25 protein-coding genes and 1 tRNA gene are annotated in these 24,240 nt (G+C 65.7%); 13 read left to right on the top strand and 13 right to left on the bottom strand.

The features are described 5' to 3' along the window. Nucleotides 1-15: 15 nt before the first annotated feature. A complete protein-coding gene (locus B9Y86_RS09100) occupies nt 16-765 on the bottom strand; it encodes a phosphoglyceromutase (protein WP_085485067.1) in 750 nt (249 codons plus the stop codon). A gap of 51 nt (nt 766-816) precedes the next feature. On the opposite strand from B9Y86_RS09100, the gene B9Y86_RS09095 reads away from it, so the two are divergent. Beyond that, complete coding sequence (locus B9Y86_RS09095; RefSeq protein WP_085485065.1) at nt 817-1,626, top strand: class I SAM-dependent methyltransferase; 810 nt, start codon at nt 817-819, stop codon at nt 1,624-1,626. A 9-nt stretch (nt 1,627-1,635) separates the two neighbouring features. Here B9Y86_RS09095 and B9Y86_RS09090 read toward each other — a convergent pair whose 3' ends face one another. The 4 genes from B9Y86_RS09090 to B9Y86_RS09075 form a co-directional block, all read right to left on the bottom strand. Next, the gene (locus B9Y86_RS09090; protein WP_244894689.1) at nt 1,636-2,778 is read right to left on the bottom strand and encodes an FUSC family protein; all 1,143 of its coding nucleotides are present in this window, start codon (nt 2,776-2,778) and stop codon (nt 1,636-1,638) included. Between the two features lie 6 nt (nt 2,779-2,784). Continuing rightward, nucleotides 2,785-3,939 (bottom strand): CAF17-like 4Fe-4S cluster assembly/insertion protein YgfZ, encoded by a 1,155-nt coding sequence (ygfZ, locus tag B9Y86_RS09085; protein ID WP_085485061.1) that lies wholly within the window; start codon nt 3,937-3,939, stop codon nt 2,785-2,787. Nucleotides 3,940-3,944: 5 nt separating this feature from the next. Continuing rightward, entirely contained in the window at nt 3,945-4,550 is a 606-nt protein-coding gene (locus B9Y86_RS09080) for a heme-binding beta-barrel domain-containing protein (protein ID WP_085485059.1), read from the bottom strand. A 163-nt stretch (nt 4,551-4,713) separates the two neighbouring features. After that, entirely contained in the window at nt 4,714-4,980 is a 267-nt protein-coding gene (locus B9Y86_RS09075; protein WP_176223312.1) for a hypothetical protein, read from the bottom strand. 51 nt (nt 4,981-5,031) lie between these two features. Between B9Y86_RS09075 and B9Y86_RS09070 the strand changes: the two genes are divergently transcribed. From B9Y86_RS09070 to pstB, 8 genes are all read left to right on the top strand, one after another. Further along, a complete protein-coding gene (locus tag B9Y86_RS09070; protein WP_170927283.1) occupies nt 5,032-5,724 on the top strand; it encodes a response regulator transcription factor in 693 nt (230 codons plus the stop codon). Next, nucleotides 5,693-6,586 (top strand): mycothiol synthase, encoded by an 894-nt coding sequence (gene mshD / locus B9Y86_RS09065; RefSeq protein WP_085485053.1) that lies wholly within the window; start codon nt 5,693-5,695, stop codon nt 6,584-6,586. The genes B9Y86_RS09070 and mshD overlap by 32 nt, the downstream gene beginning before the upstream one ends. A gap of 12 nt (nt 6,587-6,598) precedes the next feature. Next, on the top strand, nt 6,599-8,779 hold the full coding sequence (locus B9Y86_RS09060; RefSeq protein ID WP_085485051.1) for an RNA degradosome polyphosphate kinase: 2,181 nt from the start codon (nt 6,599-6,601) through the stop codon (nt 8,777-8,779). Nucleotides 8,780-8,801: 22 nt separating this feature from the next. Continuing rightward, complete coding sequence (locus tag B9Y86_RS09055; protein WP_085485049.1) at nt 8,802-9,728, top strand: NUDIX hydrolase; 927 nt, start codon at nt 8,802-8,804, stop codon at nt 9,726-9,728. A gap of 206 nt (nt 9,729-9,934) precedes the next feature. Continuing rightward, the gene (locus B9Y86_RS09050) at nt 9,935-11,038 is read left to right on the top strand and encodes a phosphate ABC transporter substrate-binding protein PstS (RefSeq protein ID WP_085485047.1); all 1,104 of its coding nucleotides are present in this window, start codon (nt 9,935-9,937) and stop codon (nt 11,036-11,038) included. Between the two features lie 48 nt (nt 11,039-11,086). After that, nucleotides 11,087-12,259: a phosphate ABC transporter permease subunit PstC gene (pstC, locus tag B9Y86_RS09045; protein WP_085485045.1), complete on the top strand. Its 1,173-nt coding sequence runs from the start codon at nt 11,087-11,089 to the stop codon at nt 12,257-12,259. Further along, the gene (gene pstA / locus B9Y86_RS09040; protein WP_085485043.1) at nt 12,256-13,356 is read left to right on the top strand and encodes a phosphate ABC transporter permease PstA; all 1,101 of its coding nucleotides are present in this window, start codon (nt 12,256-12,258) and stop codon (nt 13,354-13,356) included. Before pstC ends, pstA begins: the two co-directional genes overlap by 4 nt. Before the next feature lie 52 nt (nt 13,357-13,408). Further along, complete coding sequence (gene pstB / locus B9Y86_RS09035) at nt 13,409-14,188, top strand: phosphate ABC transporter ATP-binding protein PstB (RefSeq protein WP_085485041.1); 780 nt, start codon at nt 13,409-13,411, stop codon at nt 14,186-14,188. Between the two features lie 93 nt (nt 14,189-14,281). Here the strand turns inward: pstB and B9Y86_RS09030 are convergent, their stop codons facing one another. The 8 genes from B9Y86_RS09030 to B9Y86_RS08995 form a co-directional block, all read right to left on the bottom strand. Beyond that, complete coding sequence (locus B9Y86_RS09030; protein ID WP_085485039.1) at nt 14,282-15,112, bottom strand: anti-sigma factor; 831 nt, start codon at nt 15,110-15,112, stop codon at nt 14,282-14,284. Further along, entirely contained in the window at nt 15,112-15,708 is a 597-nt protein-coding gene (locus B9Y86_RS09025; protein ID WP_085485037.1) for a sigma-70 family RNA polymerase sigma factor, read from the bottom strand. Before B9Y86_RS09025 ends, B9Y86_RS09030 begins: the two co-directional genes overlap by 1 nt. Nucleotides 15,709-15,793: 85 nt before the next feature. After that, nucleotides 15,794-16,615, bottom strand: a complete 822-nt coding sequence (locus tag B9Y86_RS09020; RefSeq protein ID WP_085485035.1) for a glycosyltransferase family 2 protein — start codon at nt 16,613-16,615, stop codon at nt 15,794-15,796. Beyond that, nucleotides 16,612-17,637, bottom strand: a complete 1,026-nt coding sequence (locus B9Y86_RS09015) for a glycosyltransferase (protein WP_085485033.1) — start codon at nt 17,635-17,637, stop codon at nt 16,612-16,614. The genes B9Y86_RS09020 and B9Y86_RS09015 overlap by 4 nt, the downstream gene beginning before the upstream one ends. Next, nucleotides 17,634-18,710: a glycosyltransferase gene (locus B9Y86_RS09010; RefSeq protein WP_085485031.1), complete on the bottom strand. Its 1,077-nt coding sequence runs from the start codon at nt 18,708-18,710 to the stop codon at nt 17,634-17,636. The genes B9Y86_RS09015 and B9Y86_RS09010 overlap by 4 nt, the downstream gene beginning before the upstream one ends. Further along, nucleotides 18,707-19,927 carry a glycosyltransferase family protein gene (locus B9Y86_RS09005; RefSeq protein WP_085485029.1) on the bottom strand — a complete coding sequence of 407 codons (1,221 nt, stop codon included), beginning with the start codon at nt 19,925-19,927 and terminating at the stop codon, nt 18,707-18,709. The genes B9Y86_RS09010 and B9Y86_RS09005 overlap by 4 nt, the downstream gene beginning before the upstream one ends. A gap of 134 nt (nt 19,928-20,061) precedes the next feature. Continuing rightward, on the bottom strand, nt 20,062-20,466 hold the full coding sequence (locus B9Y86_RS09000; RefSeq protein ID WP_085485027.1) for a hypothetical protein: 405 nt from the start codon (nt 20,464-20,466) through the stop codon (nt 20,062-20,064). A gap of 151 nt (nt 20,467-20,617) precedes the next feature. Continuing rightward, complete coding sequence (locus B9Y86_RS08995) at nt 20,618-21,247, bottom strand: DNA-directed RNA polymerase subunit beta (RefSeq protein ID WP_085485025.1); 630 nt, start codon at nt 21,245-21,247, stop codon at nt 20,618-20,620. Between the two features lie 57 nt (nt 21,248-21,304). Here B9Y86_RS08995 and B9Y86_RS08990 point away from each other — a divergent pair. The 4 genes from B9Y86_RS08990 (at nt 21,305) to B9Y86_RS08975 (ending at nt 24,224) form a co-directional block, all read left to right on the top strand. Beyond that, nucleotides 21,305-21,377 (top strand) — tRNA-Lys (locus B9Y86_RS08990). Nucleotides 21,378-21,423: 46 nt separating this feature from the next. Continuing rightward, nucleotides 21,424-22,311, top strand: a complete 888-nt coding sequence (locus B9Y86_RS08985) for an NAD(P)H-binding protein (protein WP_085485023.1) — start codon at nt 21,424-21,426, stop codon at nt 22,309-22,311. Nucleotides 22,312-22,341: 30 nt separating this feature from the next. Continuing rightward, a complete protein-coding gene (locus B9Y86_RS08980; RefSeq protein WP_176223311.1) occupies nt 22,342-23,061 on the top strand; it encodes a DUF4241 domain-containing protein in 720 nt (239 codons plus the stop codon). Then, nucleotides 23,058-24,224, top strand: coding sequence for a MarP family serine protease (locus B9Y86_RS08975; RefSeq protein ID WP_085485019.1), 1,167 nt, complete (start codon nt 23,058-23,060; stop codon nt 24,222-24,224). The genes B9Y86_RS08980 and B9Y86_RS08975 overlap by 4 nt, the downstream gene beginning before the upstream one ends. The last annotated feature ends 16 nt before the right edge of the window (nt 24,225-24,240 follow it).

The following is a 24,240-nucleotide window of genomic DNA, read 5'->3' as shown; positions in this document are numbered from 1 at the left end:
CAGCTCTGGGCGAGGTTACTTCTTGCCCTGATTGGCGACAGCGGCGGCGCCGGCGGCAGCGGCCTCGGGGTCGAGATACGCGGCCGGCTCGATGGGAACGAAGTTCTCGTCGAGCTTGTAGACCAGCGGGATTCCGGTGGGAACGTTCAGCTCGGCGATGTCGTCGTCTGAGATGCCGTCGAGGTGCTTGATCAACGCACGCAGCGAGTTGCCGTGCGCGGTGACCAGCACGACCTTGCCCGCAGCGAGGTCTTCGGTGATGTCGGAGTGCCAGTAGGGCAGCATGCGCTCGATGACGTCTTTCAGGCACTCGGTGCGGGGCACCTCGCCATCGATGTGTGCGTAGCGGGGGTCACCCACCTGCGAGTACTCGGCGTCATCGTCGATGGGGGGCGGCGGCACGTCGAACGAGCGGCGCCATGTCTGGAACTTCTCGGGACCGTACTCCTCGAGCGTCTGCGCCTTGTCTTTGCCCTGCAGTGCACCGTAGTGGCGCTCGTTGAGGCGCCAGCTGCGCTTGACGTCGATCCACTGCCGGTCGGCCTCCGCGAGCGCGAGGTTGGCGGTCTCGATGGCGCGGGACAGCACAGACGTGTACAGAATGTCGGGCAGGACGCCCGAAGACGCGAGCAGCTCGCCGGCACGCTTCGCTTCGGCGACTCCCTGCTCGCTGAGGTGAACATCGACCCAGCCTGTGAAGAGGTTCTTCTGGTTCCAGTCGCTGTTGCCGTGGCGCAGCAATATCAAGGTATAAGGCGTAGACATGCTCACAAGTCTAGGGGCGGCAGCCGTGCGCTTTCGTGGTGAACTGGATGCATGCCGATCGGTGAAATCACTCGGGGGACGACGAATACCAACCGTCTGCGCCGAGTCGACCGTTTCATCACGACATTGCCCGTGCTTCGTCGCACGATCGACCCTCTTGTCGTCGACCTGGGCTACGGGGCCAGCGGCGTGACCGCGTTCGAACTGCATCAGCGCCTCGCCCGGGTTCGCGCCGACGTCGAGGTCATCGGGTTCGAGATCTCGCCCGACAGGGTGCATCGGGCGACCGAGCAGCTCGCGGCGGTGCGATCGGGCTCCACCACATTCGCGTCAGACACTCGCGTCTCGTTTGCGCTCGGAGGGTTCGAGACGCCGCTTGACCGCGGCCGACGAGCATCCGTCATCCGCGCCTTCAACGTTCTGCGCCAATACGACGAATCCGAGGTCGGAGACGCGTGGACGCGCATGGTCGCAAGGCTGCAGCCTGACGGGGTTCTCGTCGAGGGCACATGCAACGAGATCGGTCGCGTCGCGAGCTGGGTGACGGTCACAGCGGCCGGACCGCAGACGTTCACGATCTCGCTGCGTCTCGCCGAGCTCGAGAAGCCGTCGATCGTCGCCGAGAGGCTGCCGAAGTCGCTCATCCATCACAACGTGCCCGGCGAGCCGATCCACACGCTGCTCAGCGATCTCGACAGGGCGTGGCAGCACAACGCCGGGGTCGGCGTGTACGGCGCGACCCAGCGATGGCTCGCCTCGGTCGAGGCCCTGGATGCCGGTGGCTGGTCGGTTCTCGGCGCGCGCTCGCGCAGGCGGCTCGGCGAGCTGACGGTTCCGTGGGCAGAGGTCCAACCCGTCTGACGTCGGACGTCAGATCGACATGTCGGGCATGGCCGCCCGCGCCTCGTCGGCGCTGAGCCCGGAGGCCATCAGAAGATCCATCACGAGCGGTCTCATGGCGAACACCACCGATGTCTCGGCCAGAGGCTGCCCGGGAAGCAGCTTCGCCGGATGCAGCCGCACGGCGATGAGGATGAGATTCTGTCGAACCAACGGCACGAGCTCGGGTTCGGCGAGACTCTGCGAGAGCAGGTTGACGCTGCTCACGACGCCCGACAGAAGCTCAGCGATCTCGGGCCGGGGCCGACCGTCCCTGTCGAGCACGGCGAGCCGACGCGTGACCACCCGCAAGTTGCGCATGGCGAGATCCATGTTCTGCTGCATCACGTGCTGCCGCTGCAGCTCGGTGAGGTGTTTGCGCAGAAACGGCGAGATGCGCGCGACAGCCATCGCCGAGTCGAGCGAGGTACGCCACGAGTCGACCAGGGGTTGAGTGCGGCGGGCCTGTTCGAGCACCCGGTCTGTCTCGGTTTCGCTGCCGACGCGCAGCACGGCAACGAGAGAGGCCACCACATCGATGTAGGCGGAGAGGAACCGCTTCGCGTCGCGCAGCGCCCCACGCCGAGGGTCGCGAGGAATCAGCGCGGTGCAGAGAAGCGCGATCGTTCCGCCGATCACGCCGTCGATCGTGCGAGTGAACGGGCCGCCGGCCTGCACGGGCAGAACGGCCACGAGCACCGATTGCACACCGGCGACGATCGCGAACGATGCGGCCGGAGACAGCAGCCGGGCCACGGTGAGCGTCACCCCGAGAGCGAGAGCGAGCTGCCACACGCCCTGACCGAAACCGAGCACGATCGCCTCGCTCAGAGCGATGCCCAGGGTGACGCCCAGAGCCGTCTCGACCACCCGAAGCGGACGGGCATCCCGCATGAAACCGAGGCTGGAGATCGTGACCGTGACCGCGGTCACGGGGGCGGGGTGACCGAGCAGGTAACGAGAGATCGAGAACGAGATGACGACCGCGATGACGATCTGCACGATCGCGGGCATGCTCGTCGTGAGCCTGTCGATCGATGCTCCCGGCGCGTACCCGGTGCCGGGCAGACCGGTCGATGCGACGGCTCGCCGTAATCCGCGTGCTGCCGCGCCCGGCTTCGGAAGGTCTGGCACGGCGCCTTAGCGCCGCATCACGCCGAGTCGAGGCATGCGCCTGATGCGACCGACGACGCTTCCGGCCTCCGGCGGCACGATGACCTCCTGGCCTGCTGCGACGACGATGCCGTCGCTGAGCACGCCGAGGTCGGGATCGACCGGTGTCGAGCGACGCACCACGGCGAGCGCTATCGGTCCGAGCTCGTAGTGGATGGCGCTCGAGGTCACTTGGCCGACCACATCGGGCTCGCCGACGGCGGCACCGGCTTGAGCAGGGAGCACCACGTCGTCACCGGGCTTGGGGAGGACGTTGTCTGTTCCGTCGAGATGAAGGAAGACCAGTCGACGCGGAGGGTGACCGAGATTGTGCACCTTCGCCACCGTCTCTTGACCTCGATAGCACCCCTTCGAGAGGTGCACGGCGGAGCGCATCCAGTCGAGCTCGTGAGGGATCGTCTTCTCGTCGCCCTCGGTGGCGCGACGCGGCCGCCACGCGGCGATCCGCAGAGCTTCGGCGGCCAGAACACCTGCAACGCCCACCTCGTCGTCGCGCACCCGATCGGCCAGTGCGGCCAGCGACTCACGGCTCACGAGGGTCTCGCGCCAGAGCCACTCCGCTCCGGGATGGTCGACCACCTGGGCGTACTGGTGCCCGCCCTCTGAGACAGAGGCCCACGGATCGCGCCAGATCAGCGCGACGCCGTTGGGGGCCGCGGCCGCGGCATCCAAGACGGCGTTCGAGACGCCGATCGAACCCACGGTCGCGAACTCGGCCGTTCGGTCGGAGATGACGACCCGCAGCGTGAAGCGCATTTTGAGTAGCCAGGCGAGCAACGCGGGCAGTTCGTCGGCGTCGACGAGCAGCCACGCAGTGTCGCCGTCGTCGACGACGCGCATGTCGAACTCGACTCGGCCGGAGACTCCGAGCAGCAGCGACTCCGTCGACTCGCCTGGAGCGAGGCTCGTGAGGCTCTGACTCGTGAGCGAATTCAGCCACGAGAGACGGTCGGCGCCGCTGACAGAGATGACCCCGCGATGCGAGAGGTCGACGATCGCCCCGGCGAGCAACGCACGCTGCTCGGCGACGGGATTGCCGTAGTGGGCGGGAACACCCTGGTCGGCTGCCGCCGAATCGACTGCGCCGGGAAGCGCGAGGAACGGGGAGCCTGCGGAAGTCATCGAGGTCAATCTGTTTTGGCGAGACGAGCGGATGCGTGAGTGCGGAGGTCTTGTCCGAGAGCTGCGATGTCCCACGCCCAGAGCAGGTGAGAGTCGACGAGCCCGTAGATGCGAGTGGCGGCCGCGTACTCCTTGGCGCCGTGAGAGCGCACCACCGCGTCGGTCGAGAGATCGATGCGTGCGCCGGCGACCTGGCCGATATAGAGCTCCATCACTCCCCCGGGGTGAACGAGCGCGACCTCGACGTCGAATCCGTTCGTGGCGTTGCGCAGAGTCTCGACCTCGTCGGCGGTCGTGAACGGCTTCTGCTCGGCGCCGGGCAGCATTCCGGGACCGGGATCGGCGTCGACCAGCGGCCTGCTGAGGCGCCAATAGCCGGTCTCGGTGGCGAGCGGCGTGGGCTCGTCATCACCCTCGCCGATCAGCCAGGCATACGAGTTGTAGTTGAGATGGGGAAGACCGTCTTGGCTGAAGCTCACGCGCTGGCCGAATTCCCGGGTGATCTTCTCGTCACCGACCGTGTAGTCGATAACTCCCGTGCCTTCCCAGACGCCGATGAGCCACGAGAGCGGAACGAGTTCGGCGTTGAGCCCGATGGGCAGCTCGATCACGGTCAGCGCTGGCCGCGGAAGAGCTTGAAGATGACCATGCCCGAGATCCAGGCGATGGCCAGGCTCGCGAGGCCGAGCAGTCCCACGAAGAAGAGTTCGAGCGCCACATAGGATTCCATGCTTCGATCCTAACCCGACTCCCCTATCGAGGGGCGCTCTCAGATCACGCGGAGAAAGAGATGGGCGCGAGCACGACTGTGGCCAGGATCAGAATGACGACAGCGCCGGTGACACTCGCCGTCACGCGATTCACATACCCCTCTTTGCGCCTGATGCCCAACTGGATGCCGAAGGTCAGCAGGGTGGTCACCCCCAGTACCACGGGAAGAAAGACGAGATAGTTCTCGGGTTCGGCGAGCACGGCGACTGAGACGGCGCCGAGCACGGCCACCAGCCAGACCGGCACTACGCTCTTCATCAGGAGGCTCACCCTCCCATTCTGCCCGATAGTATGGCGGCAGGCTTTCTTGGAGGACCATACGTGGCGCAGCTGTTGATACTGACCTCTGCGGTCGACCGCGAGGTTCTGCCCGCACTGTCTCTCCTGAGTCACCGCGCGCGGCAGATCCCTGCAGAACCCGCTCAGTTGGTGAACACCCCCAACTGCGACCTCATCTTCGTCGACGCACGCACCGATCTCGCATCGGCCCGGTCTCTCTGCAAGATCCTCACGACGACCGGTATCGGGGTCCCGATCCTCTTGATCATCACCGAGGGCGGACTCACCGCGGTCAGTGCCGACTGGGGCGCGGCCGACGTCGTGCTCGAGACGGCCGGCCCCGCAGAAGTCGACACACGCATCCGGCTGGCGATCGGCCGCCAGGTGCAAGACCAGTCGACGTCGAAGATTCAGGCCTCGGGCGTCGTCATCGACGAGGCGAGCTATTCCGCCAGAGTGCACGGACGGCCCCTCGACCTCACCTTCAAGGAGTTCGAACTTCTGAGGTTCTTCGCGATGCACCCCTCTCGGGTGTTCACTCGTGAGCAGCTCCTCTCCGAGGTATGGGGATACGACTATTTCGGCGGCACGCGCACGGTCGACGTGCATGTGAGGCGCCTCCGCGCAAAGCTCGGCGACCTCGAGTCACTCATCGGCACCGTGCGCAACGTGGGCTACCGATTCAACTTCTTCGAAGACGACAATGAGCGCATCGCTGCAACTCAGGGCAAGTAGCCCCGCCGAACTCGGGGCGGCCTTCACTCGGCTGATCTCGCGGTCGTTAATGGTCGACGGCCAACCGCCTTTCAACGACCAGGCTCTCGTCGACGCGGCATCCGGCGCTCGACGCCTGATCGTCGCCGAGCACGGCGATGTGATCGCGGGAGCGGTCCTCGTGGGCGAGGGCGAATTCGAATTCGTCGTCGACCCCGAGTTCCGCCGCAACGGTCTCGGCACGATTCTGCTCGACCGCATTCTTGACGGCGCCGAGCCCGGCATCGCCGGCTGGGCGCACGGCGATCACCCGGCCAGTCGCATCCTGGCCGAACGCACCGGGTTCGAGCCGATTCGCACGCTGTATCAGCTTCGGATGCCCGTGCCCGCGTTCTCTTCGACAGACTCAGGGAACGAGGGGGCCGGGTCGGGGAACGAGGGGATCGTTGTCGAGGCCTTCCGCCCCGGTATCGACGATGACGCATGGGTCGAACTCAATGCCCGTGTCTTCGCCGATCATCCTGAGCAGGGTTCCATCACCGTCGACGATCTGCACGCGCGCATGGCGGAGCCGTGGTTCGACGCCGGCGACTTTCTCATCGCTCGCCAGGCAGACAGGGTCGTGGCCTACAACTGGCTCAAGATCGAAGGCGCCGAGGAACCGGGCGAGATCTACGTTGTCGGAGTCGACAGCGACTATGCAGGGCGCGGCCTCGGGCGCATGCTCATGCAGCGCGCTTTCGACCGTCTGCGCGAGCGGGGCATCTCGACGGCGGCACTCTACGTCGATGCCGACAACGTCGGTGCGGTTCACCTGTACCGCTCGCTCGGATTCACCGACCATACGGTCGATGTTCAGTACCGGCGCCCAGTCGCCGAGTGACATGATGATTGCATGAGCGGCGACAACATCCTCCTTGACTCGAACTTCGGCTCCGACTTCGATGACGACGACGAGATCATCGAGATCCTCGACGACCCGTCTCTTCCCGAAGGCCGCTATCTCGACCGCGAACTGAGCTGGCTGGCGTTCAATACCCGCGTACTCGAACTCGCAGAAGACACCACGCTTCCGGTGCTCGAGCGCACCAACTTCTTGGCGATCTTCTCGTCGAACCTCGACGAGTTCTTCATGGTTCGGGTCGCCGGGCTGAAGCGTCGTATCGCCACCGGCCTCGCCGTTCCCACCAACATCGGCCGCAAGCCGGTCGATGTTCTCGGCGACATCTCGCGGGCCGCGCACGAGCTGCAGTTGCGGCACGCCCGTGCATACCAAGACCTGGTGAAGCCGGCGCTCGACGAGGCCGGCGTGCACATCGTCACGTGGGACAGCCTCGACGAAGACGACCGTGCCCGGCTCAGCGAGTACTTCTCGACGCAGATCTTTCCTGTGCTCATGCCGCTCGCCGTCGACCCGGCGCACCCCTTCCCCTACATCTCCGGCCTGTCGCTCAACCTCTCGATCCGTGTGCGCAACACCAAGATCGACAAAGAGGAGTTCGCCCGTCTCAAGGTGCCCCAGGTGATTCCGCGCTTCATTCGCGTCGACGAGACCGAAGACGAGACGAATGTGCGTCTCATCGCGCTCGAAGACCTCATCGCGAACCACCTGAGCCACCTCTTCCCGGGCATGGAGGTGCTCGATCACCACGTCTTTCGGGTGACCCGAAACGAAGATGTCGAGGTCGACGAAGACGAGACCGAGAACCTCATCCAGGCGCTCGAGAAAGAACTCCTGCGTCGACGCTTCGGCCCGCCGATCCGTCTCGAAGTCACGGAGGACATGGACGACCGAACGCTCGAGTTGATCGTTCGTGAACTCGACGTCACCGAGCAGGAGGTCTATCGACTTCCCGCGCCGCTCGATCTGTCCGGTCTGTTCGACCTCGCCAAGATCGATCGCCCCGAGCTGCACTACCCCAAGCGGGTTCCCACCACCTCGGTCGCCCTCCAGCCGTCGGAGCCCAATGCGAAGCCCGACATCTTCAAGGCGATCGCGCGCCAGGACGTGCTGCTGCACCACCCCTACGAGTCGTTCGCAACGAGTGTGCAGGCGTTCCTCGAACAGGCCGCGGCCGACCCGCACGTTCTTGCCATCAAGCAGACGCTCTACCGCACCTCGGGCGACAGCCCCATCGTCGAGGCTCTCATCGACGCAGCCGAGGCAGGCAAGCAGGTTCTGGCCCTCGTCGAGATCAAGGCGAGATTCGACGAGCAGGCGAACATCTCGTGGGCTCGCAAGCTCGAGAAGGCCGGCGTGCATGTCGTGTACGGCCTGGTCGGTCTGAAGACCCACTGCAAGCTGGCGCTGGTGATCCGCCGCGAGAAGGGCGTGCTGCGCCACTACAGCCACATCGGAACCGGTAACTACAACCCCAAGACCAGCCGCATCTACGAGGACTTCGGCCTGCTGACGGCCGACGACCAGGTAGGCAAAGATCTGACCCGGCTCTTCAACGAGCTCTCGGGGTACGCGATCGAGAAGAAGTTCAAGCGCCTGCTTGTCGCACCGCTGCACCTGCGCAAGGGACTGCTCAAGCGCATCGCGCAGGAGGCGAGCAACGTCGAGCAGGGACTGCCTGCCGGCATCCGGATCAAGGTCAACTCGATCGTCGACGAGGCCATCATCGACGCTCTGTACAGGGCAAGCCAGGCCGGCGTTCCCGTCGAGATCTGGGTGCGAGGAATCTGTGCGATCAAGCCGGGCGTTCCCGGGCTCAGCGAGAACATCACGGTGCGCTCGATCGTGGGCCGCTACCTCGAGCACTCGCGCATCTTCTCGTTCGTGAACGCGGGAGAGCCCGAGACCTGGATCGGCAGCGCCGACATGATGCACCGCAACCTCGACCGCCGCGTCGAGGCTCTGGTGCGGCTCACGAGCACCGATCATCTGCGAGAGATCAGCGAGCTGTTCGACCTCGCCATGGACGAGAACACCATGTCGTGGACGCTCGGCCCAGAGGGAGAATGGGTTCGGCGCAGCATCGACGCCGACGGCAACCCTCTCGTCGATCTTCAAGACGTGGTCATGAAGCAGATCACCAAGCGTCGCAAGCGAACGGGAATCAGCCGGTGAGCCGGGCGGGGGAACGGTCGCTGTGACCGTCTTCGCCGCAGGAGCGGTCTGCTGGCGCGTCGTCGACGGCAAGATCCTGGTGCTCCTCATTCATCGCACGCGCCATAAAGACGTCTCGCTCCCCAAGGGAAAGGTCGATCCCGGAGAAGTTCTGCCGCAGACCGCTGTTCGCGAGATAGCCGAAGAGACCGGGCTGAAGGTGCATCTGGGCCTGCCTCTCGGCGTCACCAACTACGTCATGCCGAACCATCGCGAGAAGGTCGTTCACTACTGGGCCGCCGAGGTCACCGAAGAAGCCGTCCTCGCGTCGACGTTCGTGCCGAACAGCGAGGTCGCCGCGCTCGAATGGATGCCGGTGAGTCGAGCGCTCTCCTCCATCAGCTACAAGCGCGACGCCGAGATCCTCAAACGCTTCCAGGCGTTCGTCGACGACGGTATCCTCAGCACGTTCGCCATCATCGCCCTGCGTCATGCCAAGGCCATCCCCGCCTTCGACTTCGACGGAAGGGATTCGGCACGGCCGCTCACCCAGCGGGGGCTGCATGAGGCGCGGTTCATCGTTCCCGGGATCAGCGCGTTCGGCCCCACAGTTCTGCGCTCGTCGACCGCGCTGAGGTGCCAGCAGACGATCGCCCCGACCGCCGAGGCTCTCGGCCTGCCCGTGAAGAAGACCGACTCGATCAGCCAGGACGCTTTCGAGAACGGCACCAGCGACATCCGGAGCATCGTCGGCAAGCGCGTGCGTCGCCGGGCCACGGCCATTCTGTGCAGCCACGGTCCCGTGCTGCCCGAGATCATGCGCGAGGTCGCGCTCGCCACCGGCACGACGAAACCCGCCTCCATTGCGCGGGCGGGCGATCTGCCCGTCGCCGGCTACACGGTGATCCATCTGTCGAAGGAACGTCCGGGTTCCGGGATCATCTCGGTGGAGACGCACGTCCCTCACTGAGGACTCCTCAGTGAGGACTCCTCGCTGTTCACCTCCCGTTTACCGAAATGCGCCAATCTGGCCACGATGCACGGCTACGTTTTCTGAGGGCCAGCACCGGCCCGCCAGTGTGCATTTCTGAAATCCAGCTTCATTCAACGATCTTCTGATCGGCAAGTGGTCTCAGACGTCACCCGGCACTACCCACTTTGAAGGGACCACACACAGTGAAGTTCAAGAATGTTGCCACGGCGGGGGCCATCCTGGTCGCGTCGGCTATCGCACTTTCTGGCTGCGCCAGCAGCACCCCCGAGGCCACGGCCTCAGCAACGCCGTCGGCCGCTGCCGTCGACTACAGCTCGCTCTCCGGCACCATCACCGCCGGCGGTTCCAGCGCCCAGGCTGCCTGGACCACCGCATTCACCGCCCAGGCCAAGGGCGTCACCATCAACTACGACAAGTCGCAGGGCTCCGGTGGCGGTGTCACCAACTGGACCGCTGGTAGCTACGACTTCGCCGGCAGCGACTCGCCCCTGACGAAGGACCAGCAGACCGCTGCGACCCTCTGTGGCCCCAACGGCGCGATCAACCTGCCGATCTACCTCGACGGCGTCGCCATCGTCTACAACCTCGCCGGAGTCGACAAGCTGAACCTCTCGGCCGAGACCCTCGCGAAGATCTTCTCGCTGGCGATCACCACCTGGAACGACCCGGCCATCGCGGCGGAGAACCCCGACGCCAAGCTGCCCGCGACGCCGATCACCACCGTCACGCGTTCCGACGGATCGGGAACCACCAAGACGTTCACCAACTTCCTGAGCCAGACGGCCAAGGATGTCTGGACCTACCCGGCCGACAGCGCATGGCCGATCGCAGGAACCAGCGCCCAGAAGGGCACCTCCGGCATCGTGCAGGCGGTTGGGGCCGGCGACGGCACCATCGGTTACGCCGACCACAGCGCGATCGGTGAGCTCAAGGCTGCTTCCGTCAGCGTGAAGGGCAAGGACTTCGTTGCGTTCAGCCCCGAAGCTGTCACCTCCGCGTTCGAGGCTGCCGCGTCGACCACCGACACCGGCATCAAGGGCGACCTCGCTCAGACGGTCGACTTCACCGCCATCTCCGGCACCGAGGCCTACCCGATTCCGCTGGTCTCCTACGGGATCCTCTGCACCACGTACAAAGACGCCAAGCAGAAGGAGCTGACGACCGCCTACCTCGGCTGGATCGGAAGCGACGTCGGCCAGAAGGTCGCGGCAAAGAACGCCGGCGCGGCCCAGATCCCGGAGAAGCTCCTCACCGAGATCACCGCCAGCCTGGCACTCGTCAAGTAACACCCGCCAGACCACACCGTTCTTCCGACCTTCTCGAGAAAGACCGCCATGAGCGACCGAACCTCAGTTGAATCTGTTTCCTCGACGCAGCCTCGGCAGAACACGAAGTCTGACAGCACCACCCCGCTTGGGGGCGGCACGCCTGCACCGGCAGCCTCCCCCAAGCGCGCCAGTCGGGTTCGGCCCGCGGATGCGATCTTCCGCGGGCTGAGCACCGGCAGCGCCATCTTCATCATGGTCATCCTCGCCGGTGTGGCCCTGTTCCTCATCGTGCAGGGCATGCCGGCCATCGTGGCCAACTGGCAGAGCAACCCCGAACTCAACGACGGCTTCACCTCGGCGTTCGACAGCTTCTGGGCCTACGTCGGACCGTTGCTCTTCGGAACCCTCTGGTCCGCCGCCATCGCCCTCGTTCTCGGCGCACCGATCGGCATCGGTATCGCCCTCTTCATCTCGCACTACGCACCTCGCCGCCTCGCGGGCCTTCTCGGCTACGTCGTCGACCTGCTCGCAGCGGTTCCCTCCGTCGTCTTCGGCCTCTGGGGCATCATCGTCATCCGCCCATTCCTGCTGCCGCTCTCGGACTGGCTCAACACCTACCTGGGGTGGATCCCGATCTTCGGCGGCCAGGTCACGACGACCGGCTCGACCATCCTCGCGGGAGCAGTGGTGCTCGCCGTCATGATCCTTCCCATCATCACCTCGATCTCTCGAGAGATCTTCCTGCAGACGCCTCGCCTGCACGAAGAGGCAGCCCTGGCTCTCGGCGCCACGCGCTGGGAGATGGTGCGGCTCGCCGTCTTCCCCTATGCCAAGTCGGGAATCGTCAGCGCGACGCTGCTGGGCCTCGGCCGGGCGCTCGGAGAGACGATGGCCATCGCCATGATCATCTCCCCCGCCGTCATCGTCTCGTTCCTCGTGGTCACAGAAGGCCAGAACTCGCAGACCATCGCGGCCAACATCGCACTGAACTTCCCCATCGCCTCGACACTGCAGCGCCAGGCCTTGATCGGCACCGGTCTCCTGTTGTTCGTCGTGTCGCTCGCGGTCAACATGATCGCCCGATCCATCGTCTCTCGCGGCTCGTCGAAAACGGGCGGCAAGAAGAAGGCCCGGCCGAAGCCACTCGTCGTGCCGACGGGTGACGCCACCTCGACCCTCACGCGCGACCTCGTCGCCGACAAGAACACTGCCGCCGGCCCTGAAGGAGCATCCGCATGACCGCGCTGAGTCCTCGCACCGTCGAAAAGGGGCCCGTTCCCAATTCGCTGACAACCGGGCAGCTGCCCCGCTTCGCCGAGCTCTACATCTTCGGCGCATCCGCCGTAGTCTCCGGCGTGCTGCTGATGCTGATCGGTTTCGACGTGATCGGCTGGCTCGTTCTGAGCGCGGTCGTCTACCTCGTGCTCCTCGGGATTCTCTCGAGCCTCGTCGAGAACCGACGCAAGGCCGTCGATAGGCTCGTTCGAGGCCTCGTCACCGTCGCCTTCCTGCTGGCCATCATTCCGCTCGTATCGACTCTGTTCACCGTGGTCTCCAAGGGCATCGGCGCGCTGTCGTTCCAATTCATCACTCAGACCGGCGGCTCGGCATTCAACCCCGACACGCTCGAGGTCACGAACACGCCGGGAGCCCTTCAGGCCATCGTCGGAACGCTGATCATCACCGGCATCGCCACGCTGATCTCCGTGCCCATCGGGCTGTTCACGTCGATCTATCTGGTCGAATACGGCCGCCCCGGCCAGTGGCTCTCGCGCACGGTGACCTTCCTCGTCGACGTCATGACCGGCATCCCCTCGATCGTCGCCGGTCTGTTCGCGTTCTCTCTCTTCACGATCATCCTCGGCCCGAAGGCGTTCAGCGGTTTCTCCGCCTCGGTGGCCCTCTCCGTGCTGATGATCCCCACGGTCGTCCGGGCCTGCGAGGAGATGCTGCGCCTCGTGCCGCACGACCTTCGCGAGGCGTCGTATGCGCTGGGCGTATCGAAGTTCGCGACCATCGTGCGCATCGTGCTCCCCACGGCCATCGCGGGCATCGTGACGGGCATCATGCTGGCCATCGCCCGCGTCATCGGAGAAACCGCCCCCATCTTCATGGCGGCGAGCTTCACCGACAACTTCAACTCGAACCCTTTCGAAGGGCCGATGCAGACGCTGCCTGTCATGGCATACACGGGCTTCGCCTTTCCCGGTACCGACATCACCGCGTCGAACAACTCCGCGTGGGGCGCCGCACTGCTGCTGGTGATCCTGGTCGTCATCCTCAACCTGATCGCACGCGTCATTGCGAAGGTGTTCGCCCCCAAGGGCTCCCGCTAGCCTTCCGCCCCGAGTTTCCCCCTTTCGCACCACAGAATCCGAAGGAATCGAATTGTCCAAGCGCATCGAGGTCAAAGACCTCAACGTCTACTACAGTGACTTTCTCGCCGTCGAGGGCGTATCGATCACCATCGAACCACGCACCGTCACCGCTTTCATCGGCCCCAGCGGATGCGGCAAGTCGACGTTCCTGCGCACCCTGAACCGCATGCACGAGGTCATCCCGGGCGCGCACGTGAAAGGCGAGGTCATCATCGACGGCAACGACCTCTACGCTCCCGGCGTCGACCCCGTCATGGTCCGTCGACAGGTCGGCATGGTCTTCCAGCGAGCGAACCCCTTCCCCACCATGTCGATCCGCGACAACGTGCTCGCGGGACTCAAGCTCAACAACAAGCGCATCTCGAAGTCCGAGGGCGACGACATGGTCGAGAAGGGCCTGCGCGGCGCCAACCTGTGGAACGAGGTGAAGGACCGACTCAACCTTCCCGGCGGCGGTCTCTCGGGTGGCCAGCAGCAGCGACTCTGCATCGCACGCGCGATCACCGTCTCCCCCGATGTTCTTCTGATGGACGAGCCGTGCTCGGCCCTCGACCCCATTTCGACCCTGGCGATCGAGGACCTCATCAAGGAACTGAAAGAGGAGTACACGATCGTCATCGTGACGCACAACATGCAGCAGGCCAGCCGCGTGTCAGACCGCACGGCGTTCTTCAACATCGCCGGCACCGGCAAGCCCGGCAAGCTCATCGAGTACGACGACACCACCACCATCTTCTCCAACCCCACTGTCAAGGACACCGAGGACTACGTCTCGGGTCGCTTCGGATAGCGAGATCCGGCAGCAGCGCATAACGAAGGCCCCCTCGGTACCGAGGGGGCCTTCGTTATTGCCGAGCCCTTCGACGGGCTCAGGGAACGGCGACTAGGCGCTGGCGATCGCCACGATGGGCGTTGTGGTCGGTGTCTTGGATCCACCGGCCGGCTCGACGGTGACACCGACGGTATCTCCGGCCGACATCGTTCCGTCGAGCAGGTGCCATGACGTCTTGTGGGCGCCGGTGGCATCGAAGGTTCCTGCGGGAGCCGCTCCGGCGTCGTTGATGTACCACGCCTCATAGACACTGCCGGCAGGCAAGGGGGCGAGACCGTCGACGACCACGGCCGAGCGACCGAGTTCACCAGACCAGACCAGGGTGGCGACGCCGCCGCCCTCGACCTCGCTACGAACCGACTGCACGTCGGAGGCGGCATAGATCTGAGCGAGGCCGGCTGCCTGCTGATCCACGACGACGGGAGTATCTCCCGTCAGCGCCGAACCGACGAAGCCTCCGCCGACGAACAGGCCGATCGCCGCGGCAGCCGAAACGAGAAGTGTGGCGGGCCTGGCGAACCAGCGGGTGCGGGCCTTCTGTTCGGCCGCACCGGCCTCGACCGGCCGCGGCGGGGCATCCTCGACACGGGCGGATGCCGACGGCTCGGCGTCGCGCACGTCGACGACCGGGGTGACGGTCTCGCGAGGCAACTGTGGAGTGGATGCGATCGCGGCCATCAAGTCGACTTTGAGCTTCGCCGAGGGATCGACCGGAGTGGACGCCAGACCGAGGAGCACCGCAGTGGCACTGAGGCCGTCTGCCTCCGCAGCGAGTTCAGGATCGGACTCGGCGGCGGCGATGAACCGCTCGAGTTCGTCAGGGCTCAGCGCTCCGAGAGCGAAAGCTCCGGTGTTCATGCGAGAGTCATCGTTCGTGGCCATCAGGCGACTCCCATTTCATCTCTGAGGCGGATCATGCCGTCTCGGAGTCGCGTCTTGACGGTACCGATCGGTATCGCCAAGATCTTCGCGACCTCGCTATGGCTGTATCCCCCGTAGTACGCCAGAGAGATGGCTTCGCGCTGCAATTCAGTCAGCTGAGTCATTGCTCTCTTCACCCTTTCATGTTCGATTCTGATCTCGACCGATTCGGCCACCTGATCGTATTCACGGTCTACGTCGCGGATACCGATCTTGATATCGCGGTCGTGGGAGGACTGCGACGCCCGGATGCGGTCGACAGCCCTGCGGTGAGCCATGGTGAGAACCCAGGAGAGGGCGGCGCCGCGTTGCGGGTCGAACCGTGTAGCCGTGCGCCAGATCTCGAGAAACACTTCTTGGGCGACTTCTTCAGACTGCGCGTGGTCGATCAGCAGTCTCTTGATGAGGCCGAGAACCCTCGGTGCTACCCGGTCATACAGTTCGGCGAATGATCTCTGATCGCCGTCGGCGACCCGCAGAAGCAGGCTCTCGACCGAGTCGAGTGCCTCCACAGGAGTACCGTCATGGTCGATATCAGAGGTCACGAGCTTAAGCATGACAGGTTTCCCACCTGAGGCATGTTGTTCGTGGTCCGTTCACACCAATGATTCGGCGCGGGTACGATGTCGGATTGGTCGTGCGTCAGAGCTTTTCGTAGACGCCGCGAATCGGACTGTGCGTGATGAGCCCTGCCTCTTCGAACGCGGTGAGCCACCCGATCATCGGCCATCTGCCCCACCGCTCGTGAAACAACACCGCGTTGCGCACGATGTCGTCGAGATGAGAGACGGGAGGCGACTCGACCGCGTGATGCTGGTGGTAGGCGCGTGCGGCACCGATCCAGGCGAGCTCGATGCCTTTCTCGGCCGCCGAGGCTGCGAAGTCCGTATCCTCGCCGCCGTACCCGACATAGGCCTCGTCGAAGCCACCGAGCCTTCTCCACGTAGCCGCAGTGACCGCGAACGACAGCGACCAGAAAAGGTCGTGGTCTCCCCCGCGGATCACCTCGCCGGGCTGCGGTGCCGGGCGAGCCGAATGCGGCGCGGCGAGCGTCGCAATGCTCTCGAGGTCGTAGCCTTCCGGCGGCGCGGGCGGCAGATAGGCCACGGGCCCGCACAGGATGTCGTCACGCAAGTCGGGCGATACCGCGGCGGTCTCGTAAGCCCCCACCAGCTCGGGCCCCGGAACGCAGTCGACGTCGAGGAAGACGAGCACGTCGGCGCCGCCAGTCAACGCGGCCTCTGCTCCGGCGTTCCTCGCGGCCGCGATAGGCAGACCGAGCGGATGTGCAGGAAGCTGGACGACGCGACCGCGGCTGTCGACGGGCTCAGGCACGAACTCGTCGTCGACCGCTACCACTATGTAGTCGTCGGGCCGCCGAATGCTGCGAGCAACAGCCTGCATTTGCAGCGCAAGGTGAGCATGCCGACCGTGCACGACGGTGACGACGGCCACGCGGGTCATGCGACCTCGCAGGTCGCGACATCCGACAACTCGCGCTGAATGACCGCCGCAGCCGCCTGGGCTCCATGACCGTCGTTCCATGTGCGCCAGAGATCACCGTCTAGCGCTGCTGCTTCCTCGAGCAGCGCCGACCATCCTGTCTCGGGAAAGCCCCACCGCACGATCGCGGGCCACCTGCTGCTACCGGCCAGCACCGAGGCGGTCGTGACCTGCTCGTCGTGCGGTCGCGACTCTGGAATCACGATGGCCGGCCGGCGGGCGGCGGCGACATCCGCGAGCGCGTTCTGGCCCGCGTGCGTGACCACGACATCGGCCGCACAGATCTCGGGCCAGGGATCCTCCACCCACCGACCGCCATGGCTCCCCAGCACGGTCCACAGCCAGTCGGGGGTGGAGGCACGCGCCGCCGCGATCATCGAGGCGTCGAGAGAGGTGCCGCCGGCTCCGCCGAGAAGAAGAACGCGACGCGGCGCTCCAGCGCCAGACTCGAGGCGGTCCTCTCCACCCCTCGAACCGAAACGCGAGATCGCACCCACACAACTCAGGTGACGTCGAGCGGGCGCACTGAGACCCGAGATCATGCCGTCCGCCTCCTGCGGCCACGCCGCGATGATCGCGGTCGAGATGTCGAAGCCGAGCCGATGCGCCTCATCAGCCCGGATTCCGGGCAGCGCAACCGAGACGACCGGCACGCCGAGAAGCCGGGCGAGGAGAGCGACCTCGACCGAGACATCCACGACGATCAGCCGCGGGCTCAACTCCGAGATCCATTGCGAAATCCGCGCCATCCTGGCTCGGAGCCCGGAATCGTGCAGGGGCACCCAGTGCAGCCGGCCCTCGGCGTCGACATCGCGCGGCTCGGCCGCCTCGTCATCGCGAGGCAGTTCGATCCACTCGCCGATCCACCCGAGCGGGCGGGGCTGCGACGAGAGTCCGACTACGGGCTGATCGAGTTCAGCAGCGATCGCGAGAGCTCTGTTCAGGTGGCCACGGCCCTGGTGGTGGATGTAGTAGCCGATCATGCGGCGATCTCAGACTCGATCATCACGTCGTAGAGAAGCTCGTAGTCGTCGACCATCCGTTCGAGCGAGCATGAGGTCACGGCCCGGTGTCGGGCCTCTTCACGGGACAGCTGAGCGGCCTCGATCATCGCCTTGCCGAGCCCGGCCACGTCGCCGGGGGCGGCAAGGCGACCTGAGCGCTCATCGACGATCTCGGGCACGCCACCTCGCGCGAAGGCGGCGACCGGCGTGCCGCTGGCCAGCGACTCGGCCGCGACGAGGCCGTACGGCTCGTCCCAATCCGGCGTGACCACCGAAACGCTCGCGCGACCGACCGCTCGCATCAGTTGCTCGTGCCGCAGATGCCCGATGTAGCGTGTCCGGTCGTCGAGCAAGGGGGCGATCTCCGCATCGAAATAGCTCTGATCGAGGATCGGGCCTGCCAGATCGATGCACACCCCCGCCTCGTGCGCCGCACGGATCGCCAGGTGCGGAGCCTTCTCTGGTACCACGCGCCCGAACCAGATCGCGGACCCGCCGCCCAGCCCGGGCATCCATCTGCTTGTATCGACCCCGTTGCAGATGACCGTACTGTCGACGACGTGACTCCACGCTCTCGCGGTGTGCCGACTCACCGACGCATAGGTGAGGCTGGGCGACGCGAGCATCGCTGCCGATTCGAGCCACGGCACCGGAGGGGTGTGCAGCGTGGTCACGAACGGAAGCCCGGTCGCCTCCGCCATGGCGACGGGCAGGTGATGGAGGCTGTTGTTGTGCACGATGTCGTAGCGGCCCGGGTTCCGGCTCAGGTCGAGCATCAGTTTCAGATACGCATGGTGTTCCCGCATCCACTGCTCAGGACGCGCTCCCACGTCAGCGCGAGCCGCGGGACTGCTGCTGAAAGGCTCGACGTCGATCTCGGTAACGCCGAGGCCAGGGTCCGAACCGGGCGCTGCGAAGAGGGTGACCTCGTGTCCCCGTCTCATCAGCTCGCTCGCCAGACTGTGCGTGTGCGCTTCGAGGCCGCCCGCGAACGGTTCCGCGATAGGAAAGCGGCTCGAGGCGATCAGACAGATGCGGAGGGCCGCCGTCATCGAAGTAGATCGCGATAGAGCGCGGCGTGCGCGTCTGATACCGACTCACGCTGGCGGCGACGCTCGTCGACCGTGATAGAGAAGGACGGTCGATCGTAATAGGCGCGAGCGACCGCGCATCCCAACGAGTCTGCGTCGAGGCCGTCGTCGTCGTGCAGGTAGAGCATCACCGGAGCCTGGTCGCGGTAGTAGCCGCAGGTAGGCGCGAGCACCGGTGTTCCGAGATCACGGCAGGCCTCGAGCCAGCCCGAGTGGGTGCCGAAGCGGTAGGGCAACACCGAGAGGTCGAGTGAGGCGAGGTACTCCCAGAGGTGCGCGTCATCGAAGTAGTCGTGGATGCGCAGATCGATGCGACCGGCGGACGCCTCCTCTCGGAGAAGGTCGGCGAGGCTTTCGTCGTAGCGAGGACCGGTCGGCTCGAGGAGATCGCGATGGCCGTCGATCTGAAGAACCGCACCGGGCAGCCCGTCGACCGCGTCGAGCAGCGCCTCGACGACCGGTATGGGGTTCATGTTCGCGCGAAGGCTCTTCAGGTGCAGACCGATGCGGTATTCGGCGTCGCCACTGTCGGGTCTCGCGTCGTGCCGCGTGTGCTGCACCCGACGCATCGTTTCGACGTCGACCACGTGCGGATGCGGCAGCACGATGGCGCGACGGGCCCAGCGACGCTTGATCTCATAGGCGGCCCCGCCTGTCAGCGTGATCACCGCGTCGGCTGCGGGAACGAGGACGTCGAGCTGAGCATCGTGTTCGGCCGGACTGTGGTGATGCGGGTTGCGCAGGTCGTGCACCGTGTAGACGAGGGGCTTGCCCTGTCGACGCAACTCGGTGACGAGCTCGCGCAGCTGCTCGGGGGTTCGCGCGTCGAATCCGAACTGCAGGTGGAAGATGTCGAAGTCGTCCGCGTGCGCGCGCACCCATTCCGCGTCGAGCATGGTCGGCGGCCACCAGCGTTGCTCGGCGGAGCGGCTCGGGTCGTCGGGATCGGGGTCGGCCAGCCGCACGACCCGTACGCCGCCGTCGATGGAGGCGGCCATCGGGCCGCCGGGCTGAGCAACATCGCCATCGATCGGCGAGATGTGACGCACGTAGACATGGGATGCCGGCACCGACGCCACCCGCACCAGCTGCGGTTCGAGAGCGGGACGGATGCCACTCACGACGGAATGCTCGGGGACCGAGCCGTCTCGGCCCGCATGCGAAAGAAGGCTCGTCATAGCCGCCTCCGTTCAGTGGGTTGATTGCGCCGCGTGACGTGATTCGTCGGGCGTCTGCACAGCATGTCACCCGAACGCGGGGGCCATTTTGACCCTTGCCAAACCGACGAAGCTGCCCTACGCACCCGGCGCGATCAGCGGCGTCGTCTGCCCGCAATCATGAGCGAGCCGACGACGGCGAAGATCTCTGCGCCCGCCGCAAGGATGCGCAGCTGCAGCCAGGGGCCGACCGGAATCGTCGGGAGTCCGAACGGGAGCTCGATGGGCATGACGGTGCTCGCCACCGTGAGGGCGAGTCCTGCTGCCGATGCTGCTGCGACGACGAGCGCGGACCACCGGCGGGGCCGCACGAGGATGAGCACGGCGAGGACGGCACTCGATACCGCCGCGACGCGAAAGAGCTGGCCCACGGTCGCGACGAAGCCACCTTCGAGCCGTGTCTGCACCAGATCGAATTGCGGAGCGAGCGAGAAATGAACGATCGCGATCACCGCGAGCGCGATTGCTGTCCAGATGACGGCGGCGACTCGGAATGCCATGAGGATGCGCCCGCCCGGTGACTCGGCCTCGAGGCCGACGATCAGAAGTAGTGCCAGGCCGCGGAACGCCTCTCGGCGGAAGGCCGTTCGTAACGGCGGAAATTGGAGCCCGGGGTTACCACGGCCCGGCGAGATACGACTTTACCCGACTTCAGTCGAGGCTGTCCGTTCTCCACAGTTTTGCGCAGATAGCGAACTCCGATGCCGTCTCGGCGAACCGGTTGGCGCGCACCGTGAATTCGGATGCCCGCTGGGCGGAATCCGATTCCGTGTCGTCCGCCTCGGCCGCCGCTCCGAGAGACATGATGCGGCAGAAAGCGGCCGCCCTCTCGAGGGCCACGGCGAAGTCGCCATCGAAGATGCCGCGCAGAATCTGGTCGGCGAGTTCGGTGATCTCCTTCGGGCCCGTCGGCGAGGTCGCGCCGGCGACCACCGGGTCGATGGTGACGCTGAGCTCGCTGCCCTTCTGGAACAGAAAACTCGACTGCTCTGGATCTTGGCGGATCAGTGCGCGAAGCAGGTAGATGCGCCAGAGGGCACCGGGAAGGCTGTGCGACGCCGCTCGCGACCACAATTCGGCGATGGCATCGATGCCGTGCAGGTCGGTGTATTCGATGAGCCGGTCGATGACTCCCGGGTCTGGATCGGCACGAACCCTGCCCAGCAGTGCGCTGGCCGTGTCGTGCGCGAGCCGTGAGATCTGTGCGGGATCCTCGCCGCCCTTGAACGCCTCGAACTCCGATCCGCCGAAGAGTGCGGGTTTGCGATGCTCGCTTGTCATGCATCCATCCTGCCTCGGTTAGATCACAGCGCAAAGACACGCTAGATTAGTCGCTGCGGGCCTCTAGCTCAGTTGGTAGAGCATCGGACTTTTAATCCGCGGGTCGCCGGTTCGAGCCCGGCGGGGCCCACCGTATTCGCGGCTTTTCCGCACTGCTTGTGCGAATGAGGAGTCATATGAAAATCGCGATCACCGGCGGCGCCGGGTTTCTCGGCCGCCACCTCGCTGAGCGGTTCGCACCCGAAGACGTCGTACTCGTCTCCCGCCGAACCGGCATCGATGTCACCGATGTCGACGCTCTGGCCGCCGCGTTCGCCGGATGCGACGCCGTGGCGCACTGCGCCGGCATCAATCGCGAGATCGGTGACCAGACGTACGACAAAGTGCACATCGAAGGCACCCGCGCCGTCATCGAGGCCGCCAAGCGGGCCGGCGTCTCTCGCATCGTGATGCTCAGCTTTCTTCGTGCCCGCCCTGACTGCGGTTCGGCCTACCACGAGTCGAAATGGGCTGCCGAAGAGATGATCCGCTCGTCGGGCCTCGAGTTCACCGTGCTGAAGGCCGGCATGATCTACGGTCATGGCGACCACCTCGTGGATCACCTGAGCCACTCCGTTCAGACTCTGCCTCTCTTCGCCACCGTCGGGCTGCGCGAGAAGAGCATCCGGCCGATTCCCGTGAGCGAGATGGTCGACGTGCTCGTCGCATCCGTCGAGGGCCGCCTGCCGAACGTGACCGTTGCGGTGACCGGACACGAGGAACTGCTGTTGAGCGAGGCCGTACGGCGGGTCGCACGTCTCGTCGGTCGTCGCGTCGCGATCGTCCCCGCACCGGTGTGGGCCATCCGGGTGGTCGCGCAGCTGACAGAGTGGACGATGAAGGTCCCCCTGATCGCGAAAGCACAGGCGACGATGCTGGCCGAGGGCGTGTCGGTTGCCGCTCCCCCAACGGCCGAGCTCCCGGTCGATCTTCAGCCCCGACTCGATTTCTCCGAAGAGCAGATCCGCGCCGCTCTGCCACCACGCGGAGGCTTCAGGTTCAGCGACCTGCTCATCGCGAAGTAGACGCACAACCCGTGCTGGCATCATTGTCTGGTGCAGCTCTCTGATTTCTTCGCCGGCGCCTCGGGCCCTGCCCCACTCGTCACCGGTTCGCGAGGCGCATTGAGAGTGCACGACCTCGGCATTCTGCGCATTCCGTCGGGGTCTCTCGGAGCCGCCGACCCCTTCGTCGCCCTCGACCTGCCCATCACCGTGCAGGTTCCGCCAGGCGCCTACCCCGTGACTGTCACTGTCGCAGATGTGTCGACCGAGCAAGACGGCTCGCACCTTCGTGAGGCCTATCTGTCGCTCATCCTCTCCGACACCCCAGTAGCCACCATCGAACCGGTCCCCGGCCCCGACGGTCCTCCCGAAGACGGCTCGTACTTCGGAGTCGCCGTCGACGCGGGAACGGTCGCGTTCTTCGACGCCGCCGCCGTCACATCATCGATGCCGGGCGATGGCGACAACTGGTACGACGAGGTCTTCGACACGGGCGAACCCGGCTCGTGGTTCGACATCATGGATTCCGAGATGCCGCTGCCTGCGGGCACCGCGAACATCGAGATGCCGCTCGCCCCGGCGGGCGAGAATGTGATCCTCGCCCACTCGGGCTGGGGCGACGGGTTCTACCCCGTCGTCCAAACGCGGGATGCCGAGGGTCGCCTCACCGGCGTGCACATCGATCTGCAGGTGGTCGGCTCTGTGCCCGACGCGGAGCCGACACCTCAGAAGAAGAGTTGGATCGCCCGAGCGAAGGGCTTCCTCCGATGATCGATGTCATCGTCGTGATCGTTCTCATCGCGGGTGCCGTGGCGGGATACCGCCTGGGACTCGTGAGGTCGCTGTTGGGCCTCGTCGGCGTCATCGCCGGAGGCGTGGGCGCGTACTTCGCCATCCCGGCGGTCGTCGCCTGGATTCCTGCGCCGGAGTGGCGGATCGCCGGCGTCATCGGCACGGCCTTCGTGCTGGTCACCGCGGGATACCTCGTCGGAGCCACCATCGGACGGGCACTAGGTCGAGGCGTCGCGAAAGCGAAACTCCGATTCGTCGACCGAGCACTCGGGTTCGTCGGCAGCGGCGTCGCGGCCGCTCTCGTCGTGGTGACCGTCGCATCCGGTGTCTCGACGCTCGGCGTCGCCCCGCTCACTCAGGCGATCGCGTCGTCATCGATTCTGCGCACCATCGACGGCATCGTTCCCCCTCAGGTCACGACGTTCCTGGCCCAGTTGCGCACGACCGCGGTCACAGAGGGCGCGCCGTGGGTCATCGACGCACTGGGCGCTCCGAGCGCTGCTCCGTCGATTCCGACGATCAGCACCGACAGCCCGGCGCTCACGGCGGCGGCCAGATCGGTCGTGCGCATCACGGGCACCGCATATGCGTGCGGCATTACCATGTCGGGAAGCGGTTTCGCGGTTGCACCAGACAGAGTGGTCACCAACGCACATGTGGTGGCGGGGATCTCGGAGCCCGTGGTCGAAGTCCCCGGCCAATCTCCGCGATCGGGCCGCATCGTCTACTTCGACCCAGCGGCGGATCTGGCCGTGATCGCGGTCGACGGTCTGCCCGCAGACGCACTTGGCTTGAGCGACACGCTGCAGCCCTCGAGCCCTGCGATCGTCGCCGGCTATCCGTTCGGCGGGCCCTTCTCGATCGCGGGGGCGGAGGTACTGGCCGCCGGCCCCCTCCAGTTGATCTCAGACGGCGCCGCCGGCACCACTCGGGATGCCTACACGCTCGCCGCAGACATCGAGCCCGGCAATTCGGGGGGCCCGCTCCTCACGGTCGACGGCAAGGTCGCGGGTGTGGTCTTCGCAAAGGCCAGCACGGTGAGCAATGTGGGCTACGCGCTCACGATGCAGGAACTCTCTCCTGTGGCCGCAGAGGCACCGGGTCTGACGGCACCCGTGAGCACCGGGGCGTGCTCGGCCTGAAACCGGCCCTCGACAC

This window comes from Agreia pratensis (assembly GCF_900177685.1).
Lineage (GTDB): Bacteria > Actinomycetota > Actinomycetes > Actinomycetales > Microbacteriaceae > Agreia > Agreia pratensis.
Note: the sequence above shows the minus strand (reverse complement) of the source record. Positions and strands in the feature narration are given on the sequence as shown.

Excerpts from the sequence above, each read along its gene's own strand:
- B9Y86_RS09025 (WP_085485037.1), bottom strand. The coding sequence starts at position 15,708 with ATGCTTAAGCTCGTGACCTCTGATATCGACCATGACGGTACTCCTGTG.
- B9Y86_RS09100 (WP_085485067.1), bottom strand. The coding sequence starts at position 765 with ATGTCTACGCCTTATACCTTGATATTGCTGCGCCACGGCAACAGCGAC.
- mshD (WP_085485053.1), top strand. The coding sequence starts at position 5,693 with ATGAGCGCATCGCTGCAACTCAGGGCAAGTAGCCCCGCCGAACTCGGG.
- B9Y86_RS09030 (WP_085485039.1), bottom strand. The coding sequence starts at position 15,112 with ATGGCCACGAACGATGACTCTCGCATGAACACCGGAGCTTTCGCTCTC.
- B9Y86_RS09095 (WP_085485065.1), top strand. The coding sequence starts at position 817 with ATGCCGATCGGTGAAATCACTCGGGGGACGACGAATACCAACCGTCTG.
- B9Y86_RS09000 (WP_085485027.1), bottom strand. The coding sequence starts at position 20,466 with ATGGCATTCCGAGTCGCCGCCGTCATCTGGACAGCAATCGCGCTCGCG.
- pstA (WP_085485043.1), top strand. The coding sequence starts at position 12,256 with ATGACCGCGCTGAGTCCTCGCACCGTCGAAAAGGGGCCCGTTCCCAAT.
- B9Y86_RS09015 (WP_085485033.1), bottom strand. The coding sequence starts at position 17,637 with ATGATCGGCTACTACATCCACCACCAGGGCCGTGGCCACCTGAACAGA.
- B9Y86_RS09005 (WP_085485029.1), bottom strand. The coding sequence starts at position 19,927 with ATGACGAGCCTTCTTTCGCATGCGGGCCGAGACGGCTCGGTCCCCGAG.
- B9Y86_RS09060 (WP_085485051.1), top strand. The coding sequence starts at position 6,599 with ATGAGCGGCGACAACATCCTCCTTGACTCGAACTTCGGCTCCGACTTC.
- B9Y86_RS09020 (WP_085485035.1), bottom strand. The coding sequence starts at position 16,615 with ATGACCCGCGTGGCCGTCGTCACCGTCGTGCACGGTCGGCATGCTCAC.
- B9Y86_RS08995 (WP_085485025.1), bottom strand. The coding sequence starts at position 21,247 with ATGACAAGCGAGCATCGCAAACCCGCACTCTTCGGCGGATCGGAGTTC.
- B9Y86_RS08975 (WP_085485019.1), top strand. The coding sequence starts at position 23,058 with ATGATCGATGTCATCGTCGTGATCGTTCTCATCGCGGGTGCCGTGGCG.
- ygfZ (WP_085485061.1), bottom strand. The coding sequence starts at position 3,939 with ATGACTTCCGCAGGCTCCCCGTTCCTCGCGCTTCCCGGCGCAGTCGAT.
- B9Y86_RS09010 (WP_085485031.1), bottom strand. The coding sequence starts at position 18,710 with ATGACGGCGGCCCTCCGCATCTGTCTGATCGCCTCGAGCCGCTTTCCT.
- pstC (WP_085485045.1), top strand. The coding sequence starts at position 11,087 with ATGAGCGACCGAACCTCAGTTGAATCTGTTTCCTCGACGCAGCCTCGG.
- B9Y86_RS08985 (WP_085485023.1), top strand. The coding sequence starts at position 21,424 with ATGAAAATCGCGATCACCGGCGGCGCCGGGTTTCTCGGCCGCCACCTC.